The following is a 13,270-nucleotide window of genomic DNA, read 5'->3' as shown; positions in this document are numbered from 1 at the left end:
AGTCCGGCCGGACAGCGACCGCCTACATCCCCGAAAGGGTCTTCACCACCGTTTCGAAGGGCAGGATGGTGCCCATGATGGTGGGGCTGCCCCAGCGCACGTGGTACTTGTTCTCCGGCACGGCGGCCAGGGCCAGCAGCAGGTTGTTGAAGGCGCCGAGGTCGTTGGTCTCGAAATAGGTGATGAAGTCGGTGTCGTCGAGACCGGTGGAGTGATAGAGCTTGCGCTTGACGTTCACCAGATAGGGGAGCGTCGGCATGGTGTGGACTTCCATCTCCTTCAGCCGCTGGGCGTCGGTCAGGTTCCACCATTCGGCATTCTTCTTGACCGGAATGACGATGGTGTAGCGGGGCGCGTCACCGCTGTAGGAGGCCGAGGACAGGCCGGCGTTGAGGTCGGGCGACTTGTCCTTGGAGATGTAGTTCAGCGCCTTGGTGATTCCCACCAGATTTTCGGTGACGTCGGCGTGCATGCCGAAGCGGGTGGCGCGGAAATCCACCAGGAAGGACTGGGTGGCGGCCATATCGGTGGAATGAACGCGCAGCAGGAAGTCGCTGTTGGCCTCGAAGCCACGGGTCAGATAGGCGTCGACGATCACCTTGTCCTTGTGCTTGTCCACCACCTTCATGACCTCGGCGGCGGCCATCTTGCGCTCGGCGGCGGGCAGCTTGGCGAAATCGGCCCGCAGCTTGTAGGTGGAGAAATTGCCGAACACGCCGGGCGAGGTCAGCAGCTTGGCCCGATCGGCCATCATCGGCGCCATGGGAGCCATGGGGGCCGTCTTCATGTCGGCCATGGGGGCGGCCTTCATGTCGCCGGGCTTGGCCATGCCCTGGGCGGCGGCGGTACCGATGCCCACCGCCAGGGTCAGGGTCAGGGCGGTGCCGAAGGCCAGAAGACGGCTGGTATTGAAGCGTTTCATAATAAACTCCCTCTCTTGTTGAATGTGCGATGGTTGATCACTTCGCCGCGCCGGCCTCGTCCTCCTCGTAGAGCGAGGAGATGTCCTTGTGGGCGATGCCCTTGTGGCAATCGATGCAGGTCTTGCCCTTCTCGTCGGCGGAGCTGTGGCGCCGCCAGGCCGTACTTTTCTGGGCATCCTTGGACATGGCGGCGAAGGAATGGCAGTTGCGGCATTCCCGCGAATCGGTGGATTTCATGGTCGACCAGACCCGCTTGGCCAGTTCCAGGCGCTTGGCCTCGAACTTCTCGGGGGTGTCCACCGAGCCCATGACCTTGTGGTAAAGCTCGCCCGAGGCCTGGATCTTGCGGATGATCTTGTAGACCCAGGGATGGGGCACGTGGCAGTCGGAGCACACCGCCCGCACGCCGCTGCGGTTGGTGTAATGGGTGGTGCCCACGTACTCCTTGTAGACGGTGTCCTTCATCTCGTGGCACGAGATGCAGAACCCCAGGGTGTTGGTCGCCTCCATGGCGGTGTTGAAGCCGCCCCAGAAGACGATGCCGGCGATGAAGAACGCCACGGCGGCGCCCAATGGGGCTCCCAGCAACATCCAGCGGGGAAGCTTGGGAAGACTCATGATTCAGTGCTCCAGGCGGGCGGCCGACGGCACCCGGGGGACCTGGCGCTGCATCAGGTCCAGGTCGCCGGCGACGTAGGTGCCCACCAGACGGCACATGCCGCGATAGAACCCGAAGGCAATCTTGTGCTCGGCCGCCGTCGCCAGAAGCGGCAGCCAGCGTCCGAGATGGCGCTCGAGGAAGTCGCGCTGCGCCCTGAGATAGGGGGCCGGGTCCCGTCCCGCCTCTTCGGCGTCGGCCTGCTTGGCGGCCAGGAAGGCCATGAACTCGAGCTCGGCCGCCAGATGGTCCTCGGGAGCGTTGAGCCCGTCGGCGACCATCAGGCCGAAATGCTGGTAGAAGGATTTGACCTCCAGCAGGATCGCGGCCCGGTCGGTGTCGCGGATATGGGCGCCCTCGTAGAGCGGGCAGGGCGACGACGGCGCATCCAGTTCGAAGCTGGAGAGATAGGCGCTCTCCACCTCGTCGCAGCCGGTTCCCGCCGGTATGGCCAGTTCGTCGGCCAGGGCCAGCACGGCGATGGCCGACCCGGGATAGGCCTGGGAAATGGTGTCGCACAATTCCGCCTGCAGGTGGCCGTCGATGATGTTCCGGCAGAGCGTTTCCTCGGGATAGGTGAAGGCTTCGGCCAGCAGGCCGTAGGCTTCGGCGCGGCAGGCCGCGATCGTCGGCGCGGGGGTCATTCTCCGCCCTCCTTGGCGTTCTTCTGGAATTCCGGGCGCAGCCTGTGCACGGGTTCGCCCGCGAAGACGCCGATCAGCTTGAAGTGGTCATGGACGCCCTTGGCCTTGCCGCCGGCCCGCACCGCCTTGTCGAAATCGAAGGCGTATTTGGGGTCTACGGCCGGGGTGAAGGGGCTGGCCACCTTGGTGGCGGCGCCGTGGCATTTGGCGCAGGCCTTCTCGTAGTCGAAGGTCTGACCCGCCTCGACCAGCACCTTGCGGTCGGTGGTGGCGCCGCCCTTCTTGAAGCGCCCCTCGGCGTCGCCGTGCTCCTTCTTGAACAGGCTGCCGGCGCCGTGACAGGATTCGCAGCCCACCGACGCCAGGGCCTTGGCCTGGGCGGGCGGCATGGCGGGATCATAGCCACCCGGCTCGCCATGGCCGGTGGTGTGACAGCCCAGGCAATTGGCGTCGGCGGTATAGTCCTTGGCCGGGTCCAGCTTGGCCTTGGCCTTGGCCTCGGAGCGGATTCCGGGCTTCAGCAGATCGAAGGCCTTGGCGTGGCCGGTGGTCTGCCAGGATTCGGCCTGCAGGTCGTGGCACTTGCCGCAGACCTTGGTGCCTTCGAACGTGGCCTTGTCGGCCGCCTGGGCGGCCGGCGCCAACAGCGCCAGCCCCACGGCCACAATGAACGGAAAGAGCTTTTTCATCGGAACGGCGCCTTATCAGGTCAGGGGAGAGATCATCATGTCGGCGCTGCGCACCCCGATCATGGTGTCCATCACTTCGGAGGGCATGCCGCCCATCTTGCGGCTGCGCTCGGACCGCAGCAGGGCCAGGGCCGAACCGACCTCGCGGCCGAACAGCTGTTCGAGATAGGCCAGCGGGATCTTGGGCGTGTTGGTCAGGTTGCCCTGGGCGTCCTCGACCATGGGGCCGAAGGCCGGCGGGATGTAGAAGACGTTGGGCTTGGTGCCCTTTTCGGGGTAGAGCGGCAGGGCGACCTTGAAGACGTTGACCAGCTTATGGACCGAGCTGTTCATGTCGTCGAGGAAGCCCACATGCATGGCGCGGCCGGCGCATTGGGCGACGCAGGCCGAGGCCACGCCCTTTTCGATGCGGGGATAGCAGCCGATGCACTTGTTGCCCTTGAGATCGGCCATGTTGAGGAAGGCCTTGCCGTAGGGGCAGGCCTCGACGCACGACCCGGTGCCTTTGCACTTGTCCAGGTTGATGACGTTGATGCCGTCCTGGACGCGACGGTAGATGGCGTCGTTGGGACAGGCTTCCAGGCAGGCCGGCTGCGAGCAGTGATTGCACATGCGCGGCAGGAAGAAATAGTGGTTGTTGGGGTATTCGCCGGCGCCCTGTTCCTCGTCCCAGTTGGGGGCGCTGTGGGGCGTCGGGCTGGGACGCGCCCGGTCGGGCTTGCCCTGGAACAGGCGGCCTTCATAGTCGAAGTCGAAGGGCACGCCGTAATCGGCGCCGCCGGGACGCTTGCCCTTCTGCAGTTCGCCGTCCTTGTAGCCGCCGCCCTTGGCCGTCCAGTTGCGGGGATAGCCCTGGCCCGGAGCGGTCTCGACGTTGCGCCAGTACATGAAGGCCTGGCCGGGATGGCCGGTCCACAGCCGCTTGCAGGCCACGGTGCAGGTCTGGCAGCCGATGCACTTGTTGAGGTCGACGACGAAGGCGATCTGCCGGGTGGGAACCGCCATTGCTTTGGTGGTCATGTCGGAACTCCTGTTTTCGGTTCCGCCGGGCCGCGTTCATGGCCCGGCGGAGGACATTGTTGGATCGAGGTCAGGTCACAGCTGCTTGGTGACGGTTCCCGTGTACTTGCGCATCTCCACCCGCGTGTCGCGCTGGCTGCCGCCGGGGCCGTAGTAGTTGGGCCGGAACAGCAGGTGGCCGTAATTGCCGACCAGATGGGTGGGGGTGATGCGGATGGGGCAGACGCTCTGGGTGCTGCCCTCGATCAGGTCCATGTAAAGCTCGGGCGTGTGGTACATGGAGATGCGGCCCGGCTGCTCGCCGTCCTTGACCTTGATCCGGACGATGACCTTGCCGTGATCGTTGAAGATCTCGGCCCAGTCGTTGTCCTTGAGGCCGCGGGCCTCCGCCTCGACCCGGGGGACTTCCACCATGGGGCCGCCGCGCTGCAGCCGCAGCATCAGCGGGTTGTCCTTGAAGGTGGAATGGATCGAGTGGCGCGAATGCGGCGTGTTGAAGCGCAGCGGATACTTGTCGGCGTCGATGGGCGCCTTGTAGACCGGCAGTTCGACCCCCATGGAGAAGAACACCTCGTGGTCGATGTAGAACTGCTGGCGGCCGGTCAGCGTCGGCCAGGGGCGCTTGTTGACGGCGAAGAACTGGAACGGCGTATAGGGCACGCCTTCCTTCATGGGCGAAGTCCAGTTGGCCTTGAAGCGCACCGGCTTCTCGCGAATCTGGTCCAGGGTGATGCCCTTGCTCTGGGGCGCGTTGTCCAGGATGAACTGGGCGGCGGCCTCGTCGGCTTCCAGCTTTCCGTTGTCGGTGAACTGCGCCGACAAGGTGGACAGGTCGCGGTTCCATTTGTACTGATCATCGAAGAACTTGGGGAAGCCCTTGGCGATGGCCGCTTCCTGGACCTTGCGGGACAGGGCGACGAAGATCTGCCAGTCGGTCTTGGACTCCCACTGGGGCGGAATCGCCGGTTCCGTCATGTTGATGAAGGTGTGCTCCTCGGTGACGTTGAGGTCGGTCTTCTCGTACCAATGGGCCGAGGGCAGCACGATGTCCGAGTACAGCGCCTGGCTGTCCATGCGGATGTTGGCGGTGACGATCAGGTCCAGCTTGGGCCACAGGTTGCGCAGAACGTATTTCTGGCCCTTGGACTGATTGAGGAAGTTGCCGCGATAGCAGATGAAGACCTTGGGGTCGCGCCCGTCGCGGGGATAGATGGGCATCTGCTTGGTATCGAGCGACTGCTTCAGATATTTGGCGGTGTCGATGCCCACCTTCTCCATGCCGTCATAGGCGTCGGCATGGACGTAGGTCCAGATGGTGGTCTGGCAGAAACGCTGCTTGGCCGCGCCCTGCGGAAAGGCCAGGGCGGCCACGCCGGGCACGAAGGTCGGCTTCCACTGGCCGATGTAGTGGTTGACGCCGCCGCCGTTCTTGCCCTCGTTGGCGGTCAGCGACGACAGGAAATGGAACACCCGCATCAGGATATCGGAATAGAACCAGTGGCCGGTACCGCCGCCGGTGATGATCATGGCCGGCTTGGCCATGGCGTATTCGCGGCCCATCTGGACGATGGTCTTGGCGTTGACGCCGGTGATGGCCGCCACCTTCTCGGGGGTATAATCGGCCATGATGCGGGCGCGGTAGAGTTCGTAGACCGGCTGGCATTCCACGGTCTTGCCGTTGGCCAGCTTGACCTTGAACTTGCCCTCCAGGGCCGGGTCGAGGGCGCCGAGATCAAGGGTGCCGTCGGGGAAGGTCAGCGTGTTGCGGGCCAGGAAGGGCGGCTGCACCGTCGGCTTGACCTCGGGGTCGTCGCCCCAGCTGCCGCGCATCAGCACCGGCATGTTGGTCTTCATGTCCCAGGCGTAGAACCGGTTCTTGGAGCCATCGGCCACCATGTCGGATTCACGCAGGAACATCTTGGTGTCCGAGCGCACCAGAAGGGGCATGTCGGTCTGCTCCTTCAGGTTATGGGCGTCGAACAGCTTTTCCTTGAGGATGACGTTGGCCATGCCCAGCACCAGGGCCACATCGGTGCCCGGCTTGGGGTGGACCCACAGATCGGCCTTGATGGTCGAGGCGTTGTAGTCCGGGGCGACGCTGACGATCTTGGTACCGTTCAGCGACGCTTCCGCCAGGAAATGCGCGTCGGGAATGCGGGTCTGGGAGGGATTGGCGCCCCACAGGATGATGTAGCGGGCATTGTACCAGTCGGCCGTCTCGCAGGTGTCGCCCTGGACGCCGCAGGTCTGGGTCTGGCCGGGAGGCTGGTCGCCGTACCAGTCGAAGAAGGTGTGGGCATGGGCGCCGATCAGGTGGGCGAAGCGGTGACCGCCCGAGAACGACACCGGCGCCACCGCCGGGACCGGCGAATAGACGCTGATGGCGTCGGGGCCTTCCGTCCTGATGGTATCGACGATCTTGTCGGCGATCATGCCCAGCGCCTCGTCCCAGCTGGCCCGGCGCCACTTGCCCTCGCCGCGCTCGCCGACCCGGATCAGCGGATACTTCAGGCGGGTGGAGCTGTAGACGTAGTCGGTGGCGCATTCGCCCTTGTTGCAGCCGCGCGGATTGTATTCGGGCACCCCCTTCAGCATGGGGGCGTCCTTGGACTGCTCCTCGCGCAGGATCACGCCGTTCTTCTGGTAGACGTAATGGGGACAGGCGCCGGTGCAGTTGATCAGGTGGGCGCCCCGGGTCCTCTTGTCCCAGCTCCACTGGTCGCGATGAAACTGCTCCCAGCCGCTGTATTCGAACTCCCGACCGGGATCGGTGGCGGCCAGGGCGCGGAAGGGAATTGTCCCGGCAAGGCCCACGCCCAGGGAGGTGGCTCCGGCGGCCTTGAGGAATGAGCGGCGTGAACGTTCGGCCATGATGCGCTCCTTGAAGTATCTGCCTCGAATTGGTCGGCATGATGTGCTGGTGTCGGCGCGGGGCCGAGCAAGGTGCCGAGAGAAGCGCAAGGGACGTGCCAGAAGCGCCAGAAATCGCCTCCGGCAGTAACCTCACGGGATTTCCGGGTATTGCAGATTCTGCTAATTGATCTGGATCAGAAGATGCACCCGACCATTCCGACGCTTCGTTCAATCGCCTTCGGATCGATTGAACGAAACGATCATCTTGCGCCTGCGAAGAGGAAGCCCCTGATCAGCCCCCGGTCATGCTCATGGGGCGCGACTGACGCCCCTGGGCGAAGTCGTGTTCCCAAGGCTTGCCGGCGACGGCATTATCGATGGCGTCTTCCAGCATGGCGCCGGTGGAATCCGCTCTGAGAGCAGCCCCCAGATTGAAGCCATCGTCCCTTCCCAGGCAGGGATGGACCATGCCGGTACAGGTCAGCCGCATGCGGTCGCAGGTGCCGCAGAAACCATGACTGAGAGGGGTGATGAAGCCGATCCGCCTACCGGTTTCCGCCACATCCACATAGCGGGCGGGACCGCTGGTGCGGTGGGGCGAATCGGTCAGCGTCCATCGCCGCTCCAGCGCGGCGCGCAGTCGGGCCAGGGACGGCCCGATGCCCGCGCCGCCGCCCATGGGCATGGCCTCGATCAGGCAGAGGTCCAGGCCGAGGCTGCCGCACCAGCCGATCAGCCGGTCCCAGTCCCGGGCCGGTTGATCCGCCAGCGCCACGGCATTGACCTTGACGGCCAGTCCGGCCTCGCGCGCGGCCAGGATGCCGTCGATGACCGTCTCCACCCGGCCGCCTCGGGTCAGGCGGCTGAATCGGACGGGGTCGAGGGTGTCGAGGGAAACATTGACCCGGCGCATGCCGGCCTGCGCCAGCAATGACGCGTACCGCGCCAGCTGAGTGCCGTTGGTGGTCAGGGTCAGTTCGTCGAGGCCGCCTTGCCCGATCAGCGCCCCCAGATCGGCCACGAGGCTGATCACGTTGCGCCGCACCAGCGGCTCGCCCCCGGTCAGGCGGATCTTGCGCACCCCACGGGCGACGAAGGCGCGGCAGACCCTGGCCATTTCCTCCAGGGACAGCAGATCCCGACGCGGCAGGAACTCGGTGTCCTCGGCCATGCAGTAGAAGCAGCGGAGATTGCAGCGGTCGGTCACCGAGACCCGCAGATAGGAAATCCTGCGTCCGTGAGAATCCATCAACATCGGCCTGCTCCCGTGGCATCAGGCATGGCGCCTGATGCCGGGATGGAGCAAGAACCGTGCTAGTTGTCGCCGGGCTCGAGACCGGCATCGGCCGGGGTGACGGTGGAGACGAAAATAAAGGGTGAGGTCCCGGTGTTGCGGGCACCGTGCACCTGCCCGGTGGTGGCGATGGCGATGTCGCCGGCCTTGATCTTGCGGCTCTTGCCGCCACCCATCAGGTAATCGGCCTCGCCCGCCAGCACCACCCAGGTGTCCTGGCCCTCGGGATGGCGATGAGGCTCCAGTCCCTGGCCGGGCGCGACGTGCCAGCCGGTGACGACGGCATGCTCCGATTGGCTGATGACGTGGCGCCGGACCATCCTGGCATCGGGCTTGGCGAAATCCTCGACGGTGTAGACCCTGTTCGTTGTTCCGTCCTTTCGAACGGCGACGGGTTCGTAAACCTTGCGGCTGCTATCGGGTGTACCGCCGGCCCGTGCTCCGGGAAGGCTGGCGACCAGGGCGCGGGCATGGGATACCGCCGAATGGACGTCCGATGGCGTCATGCCGGTCTGGGGCGGGGCCAGCACGGTGGGAATCGTCACCCCGGTCTTCGCCTTGATCGCGGAAATTTCGGCCAATACGGTGCCCAGGAGATCCATGACATGGGCCGGCTTGATGGTTCCGCTCCGGCGCTCGGGCAGCACGACCCCCATGGGGATGGCCAGACTCGGATTGTTCTCGGTCAGTGCCTTGATGTCGGCCAGCAGGCCCATGGCGTTGTCGTAGGTGTCCGCCGGTCGTCGGGCGGGAATGACATGCGATGGTGGTACCGGCGTGGTGATTCCCAGCGACGACCTCACCAGCTCCAGATCATTGACGATGGAAAGGGCAATCCGCATGACGTCATTGGGTGATGTCGCCGGCAGGCCCAGGCCGTCGACCTGCAATTCCGCCCGGCGCAGCGCGGCGAAATTGTCGGTCGGCTTCATTTCCCGCGAGGCGCGCGGCACCTTGGCAACCGGCGGATTGCCGAAGATCGGCCGCAAATCCTTCAAGCCCTGCAGCATCCTCTCGACGAAGAACTTGACGTCGTCGGGCTGGACCTCCCGCACGGCGATTTCAGGCACCGGCTGGAGCGGCAGTCCGTTGAGCTGGCGGACGGCCTGAATCTTCAAAAGCACCTCGCGGGCCTTCTGCAGGACGTGGCGGGGCAGCCGTTCCGTCAGGGGCGGCGCCTGGGGATCCACCGCCGGCATGGTGCCGTTCGCATCATGGAAGGCCGCGAGTTGGGCGTTGACGGCTTCGATGGCCTGGTAGGTGTCGGCCGGAGTCGCCGCCTCGCCGGCTGCAGCGCCGGCGATAAGGAGCAATAACGCCCCGATCCAGATCCGAATACGGCAGCCCGACATCTCAAGTTCCCACGTCAGCCGCCATCCCCCGTCACGACCACGAGGTTAGGCGAAATCTCAGCCCGACCAGATCGCTTTATAGCAGAGAAAGCGAGTTGGGGCGGACCGTCTTTGATCTCTGCAAATTTGACGCCAAGTGCCGGGGACAATCAGCCCCATGACGGCACCGGACGCCGGCCGCTCACCGCCATGTCCTGGAGTCTCTCCGGCTTAGGTTGAAGCTCTTGGCCGCGTCCTCCCGGACTTGATCCGGGACCCAGGAGTTGCAGACGATGACATTTGGTTATGCTCCCCCTGGGCCCCGGCTCAAGGCCGGGGTGACGGGCGAGGGGGCGGCATCGATTCGACCAAGCTCGGACGGACTCCGTGTGGAAAGGCAGGATGCTCGACGGCCAGAACGGCGAGCGGCCACAGGATCATATCGTCCTGACCGGCGCCGCCGAGGATTCGGCCAAGTACCGGCCGGAATTCCGCGACGAGATGCGCAAGCGCGTCAACCTGCGCGGCGCGGTGGGATACTTCCGGGGCCTGCCGGCCCTTCGCTGACCGGAAAGGGCGGCGTCAGGCGGGCGTTGCCTTGGCCACCTTCCTGGCGCTCCTGGCCTCGAAGACCTTCAGGATCGTATGGGTTCCCCAGCCCACCAGGATCATCCCGGCGGTGAAGGCGCCATAGGCCACGGGCCTGGGGACGCCCTGGGTCATCATGGAGAATTCGGACATTCCGCCGATGCCGGCCAGGACGTTGAGCGGCATGAACACCACGCCGGCCACCGTCAGCTGCTCGAACAGGAAGGCGGTAGTCGGCGCGAGAGTTGTCACGGAACAGTCATTCATCGGCGGTGCCGTGCCGCCCGATGACACCAAACATTCATGAATCTTCGCCGGCCACCTATCGATAATGCCTCCGACTATGACATTCGTGATGGAGGCGGTTCGTGCTGCAAAATTTCTGGATCGGAACCGATTTCGCCAAGCTGCTGTCCTCGCTTCCCGTTTCCAACGAAAGCATGAAGGCCATGCTGGAAAGCCAGATGAAGAACCTCACCGCGCTGGAAGAGGCGAACCAGCACGCCATCGATGCGTTCCATGCGGTCTTCAACCGGCAAAACGAGATACTTCACGCGGCGATCCGCGAGAGCGCCGAACTGATCTCCTCCCCCGAGGCCGCGCTTTCCAAGCAGGCCGAGATCGCCAGAACGGCCACCGAGCACACCCTGGAAAACCTGCGCCGGATGTCCGAGATGCTGGCGGCCGCCTCGGAAAAGGCGGCCGCGATCCTGAACCAGCGGGTGAAGGAGAATCTCGATGAACTGAAGACGATCGCCGGCCCGAAGTAGACCACGACCGAGGAGGCTGTCATGCACGACAACGTCCGCGACTGTCTGCCCCGCCGGGTGTCGGCGATGGTCCAGGCCCTGGCCGAGGATAAGAACATTGTTCTGGCCGCCATGGTGGGCGGCGGATGCCGATGCTCCGCCCACCTGGGCTGCGATCTCAAGGATGCTTGCGGCCGGATCCACGAAGCCTTTCGTCCCGGCCGACACGCATGATCAGGCGGCCTTGACGCCTGACAGGAATTCCTCCACCGAATTCTGCAGCCGCGTGCTCTGGACCGACAACGCTCCCGCCGCCGATTGGACGCTGGCCGCCATGCGTCCGGTGCTGTCGGCGGCGTCGGCGACCTGCACGATGTTCTGCGCCACCTCGCTGGTCCCGACCGCCGCCTGCTCCACGTTGCGCACCACCTCCTGCATGGCGGCGCCCTGCTCCTCGACGGCACCGGCGATGGACGACGACATCTCGCTGATCTCGCCGATCACCCTGGTGATCCGCCGGATCGCCTCCACCGCCGCCAGGGTCTCATCCTGAATGGCGCCGATCTGGGAGGCGATCTCCCCCGTGGCCTTGGCGGTCTGGTTGGCCAGATGCTTGACCTCGTTGGCCACGACAGCAAAACCTTTTCCGGCATCGCCCGCCCTGGCAGCCTCGATGGTGGCGTTCAAGGCCAGAAGGTTGGTCTGGCTGGCGATGTCATTGATCAGGTCGACCACCTCGCCGATACGGTTGGCGGACTCGGCCAGCGCCTGCATGCGGCTGTTGGTGGCTTCGGCCTCCGAAGCGGCGCCGGCCGAGATGGAGGCCGAGCGGCTCACCTGGCTGCTGATCTCGTTGATCGAGGCCACCAGTTCATTGCTGGCGGCGGCAATGGTGTTGACGTTGGCGCTGGCCTGTTCGGTGGCGGCCGAGACCGCCGCGCTCTGGCGCTGGGTTTCCTCGGCGTTGGCGGCCATGGTCTGCGCCGTGTCCTTCATGCGCAGCGCGGCATCGGCCAGCCCCTCGAGCAGTTCGGTGACGGCGGCGTCGAATTCCCCCGACAGCTTGTCCATGGCGGTCTGGCGCCGCTCGCGGCGCAGGAGGGCTTCCTTCTCCTGGTCCTCGAGACGGCGGCGCTCGATGGCGTTGCGGCGGAAGACCTCCACCGAGCGGGCCATGTCGCCGATCTCGTCCTTCCGCTCGCCCCCGTGAATCGGGGTGCCGGTATCGCCGGCGGCCAGGGCGGTCATGGCGGCGATCATCGACGCGATGGAGCGGGTGATGGAGCGCACGATCATCCAGGCCAGGACCAGGGACAGAGCGATGCCGACGGCAGCGGCCAAAAGATTGCCCAGAGTGGCCAGTTCGAAGGTTGCCTGTCCTTTGGCATGCTCCTCGTTGGCCACCCGGTCCTGCAGGGCGATGTCGGCGACCAGCGCCTGATCCAGGCGGTCGAACGCCGCGCTGACCTCCGCGGCCGACAAGGCCCTGGCCCGGTCATAATCCCCCGCCGCCACGGCATCCAGGACCTTCTGCCGCAATTCCCGGTATTCGGCCATGCCGCGCTCGACATTGGCCGCCAGCACCTTTTCCTCCGGGGTCAGATACGTGGCCATGTAGGCCCGCCAGTTGCTGTCGATGGTCTGGTCAAGGTCGGCGATCTCGGCACGCAGCCTGGTGGCGTTGGCGGCTTCGTCCTCGCGCTGCAGCAGCAGCATGCGGGTCCGAATCCAGAAGAAGCTCCGCTCCACATTGCCGAGCTGGACCAGGGGGACAGTCCGGTCGTCATAGACGGTCTGCAGGCTGGCATTGATCCGGGCCATGCCCCAATGGCCGAGGGCGACGACGAGAACCATCACCACCACCATCGCCGAGACGAGAATGGATAGACGCGTGCCAATTCGCAGATCGTTGAGCATGTTCCCTCCGGCGGCGGCAAGCCTTCGCACGATGAATGGTCATCGCCCATTATGGCCAACCGCCTCCGCCGAAAGGATTAAGGAAAGATGAATTTGCTGCGCCGCACAAAACGGTGCGGTGGCGCTATAACTCGGCCATCTGGCGGCGCAGGGAGAGGCAGTGCTCCAGGCGCGCGGCCAGATCCACGCAACGGCTTGAAATCTCGTCCAGCTCCCGCGCCATCCCGCCCAAGACCCTGCCGCTTCCGGAAAGCTCGGCCGAGCCATCGACGGCGCCGTCCAGGCATCGGGCCGCCGCGCGGGCGCCGTTGCCGATGGTCAGCGCCAGCTGCAATTCCCCAGTCTTGGCTTTGGGACGAAACACGATGACATTGCCGTCGAGAGTGTTCATGGCACCCCTCCATATCGACAATGCGAAGGAGCCTCCGTTCTTCGCTCACGGTGCGTAAACCATGCGCCATCGTCATCGAAACGTCAAATTACGTTTTTCACCCCACAGCACCTCCGCCATGCGGAAAAAGCATTGAACTATCCGTTGGTTAGGTGCGTCCGCCCCAACCGCCCCGCGAAAATAAATGCGATTGAAAGCGATATCGCTTCGATA

Annotated in this window: 14 protein-coding genes; 3 read left to right on the top strand and 11 right to left on the bottom strand. The window is 64.9% G+C overall.

The window, feature by feature from the left end; all coding sequences use genetic code 11:
* Window positions 1-22: 22 nt before the first annotated feature.
* From ACV4UZ_RS20785 to ACV4UZ_RS20750, 8 genes are all read right to left on the bottom strand, one after another.
* Window positions 23-922 carry a chlorite dismutase family protein gene (locus tag ACV4UZ_RS20785; RefSeq protein ID WP_491602693.1) on the bottom strand — a complete coding sequence of 300 codons (900 nt, stop codon included), beginning with the start codon at window positions 920-922 and terminating at the stop codon, window positions 23-25.
* A 37-nt stretch (window positions 923-959) separates the two neighbouring features.
* A complete protein-coding gene (locus ACV4UZ_RS20780; RefSeq protein WP_491602692.1) occupies window positions 960-1,541 on the bottom strand; it encodes a NapC/NirT family cytochrome c in 582 nt (193 codons plus the stop codon).
* Window positions 1,542-1,544: 3 nt separating this feature from the next.
* A complete protein-coding gene (locus tag ACV4UZ_RS20775) occupies window positions 1,545-2,225 on the bottom strand; it encodes a molecular chaperone TorD family protein (protein ID WP_491602691.1) in 681 nt (226 codons plus the stop codon).
* Window positions 2,222-2,914 (bottom strand): cytochrome c family protein, encoded by a 693-nt coding sequence (locus tag ACV4UZ_RS20770; RefSeq protein ID WP_491602690.1) that lies wholly within the window; start codon window positions 2,912-2,914, stop codon window positions 2,222-2,224. Before ACV4UZ_RS20770 ends, ACV4UZ_RS20775 begins: the two co-directional genes overlap by 4 nt.
* A 15-nt stretch (window positions 2,915-2,929) precedes the next feature.
* Window positions 2,930-3,934, bottom strand: coding sequence for a 4Fe-4S dicluster domain-containing protein (locus ACV4UZ_RS20765; protein WP_491602689.1), 1,005 nt, complete (start codon window positions 3,932-3,934; stop codon window positions 2,930-2,932).
* Between the two features lie 75 nt (window positions 3,935-4,009).
* Complete coding sequence (locus ACV4UZ_RS20760; protein ID WP_491602688.1) at window positions 4,010-6,805, bottom strand: molybdopterin-dependent oxidoreductase; 2,796 nt, start codon at window positions 6,803-6,805, stop codon at window positions 4,010-4,012.
* Window positions 6,806-7,079: 274 nt separating this feature from the next.
* The gene (gene moaA, locus ACV4UZ_RS20755; protein WP_491602687.1) at window positions 7,080-8,042 is read right to left on the bottom strand and encodes a GTP 3',8-cyclase MoaA; all 963 of its coding nucleotides are present in this window, start codon (window positions 8,040-8,042) and stop codon (window positions 7,080-7,082) included.
* A gap of 59 nt (window positions 8,043-8,101) precedes the next feature.
* Complete coding sequence (locus ACV4UZ_RS20750; protein ID WP_491602686.1) at window positions 8,102-9,394, bottom strand: cupin domain-containing protein; 1,293 nt, start codon at window positions 9,392-9,394, stop codon at window positions 8,102-8,104.
* Window positions 9,395-9,814: 420 nt separating this feature from the next.
* Here ACV4UZ_RS20750 and ACV4UZ_RS20745 point away from each other — a divergent pair, with 420 nt between their 5' ends.
* On the top strand, window positions 9,815-9,979 hold the full coding sequence (locus tag ACV4UZ_RS20745) for a hypothetical protein (RefSeq protein WP_491602685.1): 165 nt from the start codon (window positions 9,815-9,817) through the stop codon (window positions 9,977-9,979).
* 15 nt (window positions 9,980-9,994) lie between these two features.
* Here ACV4UZ_RS20745 and ACV4UZ_RS20740 read toward each other — a convergent pair whose 3' ends face one another.
* Window positions 9,995-10,252 carry a hypothetical protein gene (locus ACV4UZ_RS20740; RefSeq protein ID WP_491602684.1) on the bottom strand — a complete coding sequence of 86 codons (258 nt, stop codon included), beginning with the start codon at window positions 10,250-10,252 and terminating at the stop codon, window positions 9,995-9,997.
* Between the two features lie 188 nt (window positions 10,253-10,440).
* Between ACV4UZ_RS20740 and phaP the strand changes: the two genes are divergently transcribed.
* Together phaP and ACV4UZ_RS20730 are read left to right on the top strand one after the other, a co-directional pair.
* A complete protein-coding gene (phaP, locus tag ACV4UZ_RS20735; RefSeq protein ID WP_491602683.1) occupies window positions 10,441-10,770 on the top strand; it encodes a TIGR01841 family phasin in 330 nt (109 codons plus the stop codon).
* 21 nt (window positions 10,771-10,791) lie between these two features.
* Complete coding sequence (locus ACV4UZ_RS20730; protein WP_491602682.1) at window positions 10,792-10,983, top strand: hypothetical protein; 192 nt, start codon at window positions 10,792-10,794, stop codon at window positions 10,981-10,983.
* On the opposite strand, the gene ACV4UZ_RS20725 is transcribed toward ACV4UZ_RS20730, so the two are convergent.
* Both ACV4UZ_RS20725 and ACV4UZ_RS20720 read right to left on the bottom strand, forming a co-directional pair.
* Entirely contained in the window at window positions 10,984-12,666 is a 1,683-nt protein-coding gene (locus tag ACV4UZ_RS20725) for a methyl-accepting chemotaxis protein (RefSeq protein ID WP_491602681.1), read from the bottom strand. It lies immediately after the preceding gene.
* Window positions 12,667-12,790: 124 nt separating this feature from the next.
* A complete protein-coding gene (locus ACV4UZ_RS20720; RefSeq protein WP_491602680.1) occupies window positions 12,791-13,057 on the bottom strand; it encodes a hypothetical protein in 267 nt (88 codons plus the stop codon).
* Window positions 13,058-13,270: the final 213 nt, after the last annotated feature.

The sequence above is a fragment of the Paramagnetospirillum sp. genome (genome assembly GCF_058402745.1).
Note: the sequence above shows the minus strand (reverse complement) of the source record. Positions and strands in the feature narration are given on the sequence as shown.

Bases quoted from the DNA above. Each gene is read 5' to 3' on its own strand.
- ACV4UZ_RS20785 (WP_491602693.1), bottom strand. From the start codon at position 922: ATGAAACGCTTCAATACCAGCCGTCTTCTGGCCTTCGGCACCGCCCTG.
- ACV4UZ_RS20780 (WP_491602692.1), bottom strand. From the start codon at position 1,541: ATGAGTCTTCCCAAGCTTCCCCGCTGGATGTTGCTGGGAGCCCCATTG.
- ACV4UZ_RS20775 (WP_491602691.1), bottom strand. From the start codon at position 2,225: ATGACCCCCGCGCCGACGATCGCGGCCTGCCGCGCCGAAGCCTACGGC.
- ACV4UZ_RS20770 (WP_491602690.1), bottom strand. From the start codon at position 2,914: ATGAAAAAGCTCTTTCCGTTCATTGTGGCCGTGGGGCTGGCGCTGTTG.
- ACV4UZ_RS20765 (WP_491602689.1), bottom strand. From the start codon at position 3,934: ATGACCACCAAAGCAATGGCGGTTCCCACCCGGCAGATCGCCTTCGTC.
- ACV4UZ_RS20760 (WP_491602688.1), bottom strand. From the start codon at position 6,805: ATGGCCGAACGTTCACGCCGCTCATTCCTCAAGGCCGCCGGAGCCACC.
- moaA (WP_491602687.1), bottom strand. From the start codon at position 8,042: ATGTTGATGGATTCTCACGGACGCAGGATTTCCTATCTGCGGGTCTCG.
- ACV4UZ_RS20745 (WP_491602685.1), top strand. From the start codon at position 9,815: ATGCTCGACGGCCAGAACGGCGAGCGGCCACAGGATCATATCGTCCTG.
- phaP (WP_491602683.1), top strand. From the start codon at position 10,441: ATGAAGGCCATGCTGGAAAGCCAGATGAAGAACCTCACCGCGCTGGAA.
- ACV4UZ_RS20730 (WP_491602682.1), top strand. From the start codon at position 10,792: ATGCACGACAACGTCCGCGACTGTCTGCCCCGCCGGGTGTCGGCGATG.
- ACV4UZ_RS20725 (WP_491602681.1), bottom strand. From the start codon at position 12,666: ATGCTCAACGATCTGCGAATTGGCACGCGTCTATCCATTCTCGTCTCG.
- ACV4UZ_RS20720 (WP_491602680.1), bottom strand. From the start codon at position 13,057: ATGAACACTCTCGACGGCAATGTCATCGTGTTTCGTCCCAAAGCCAAG.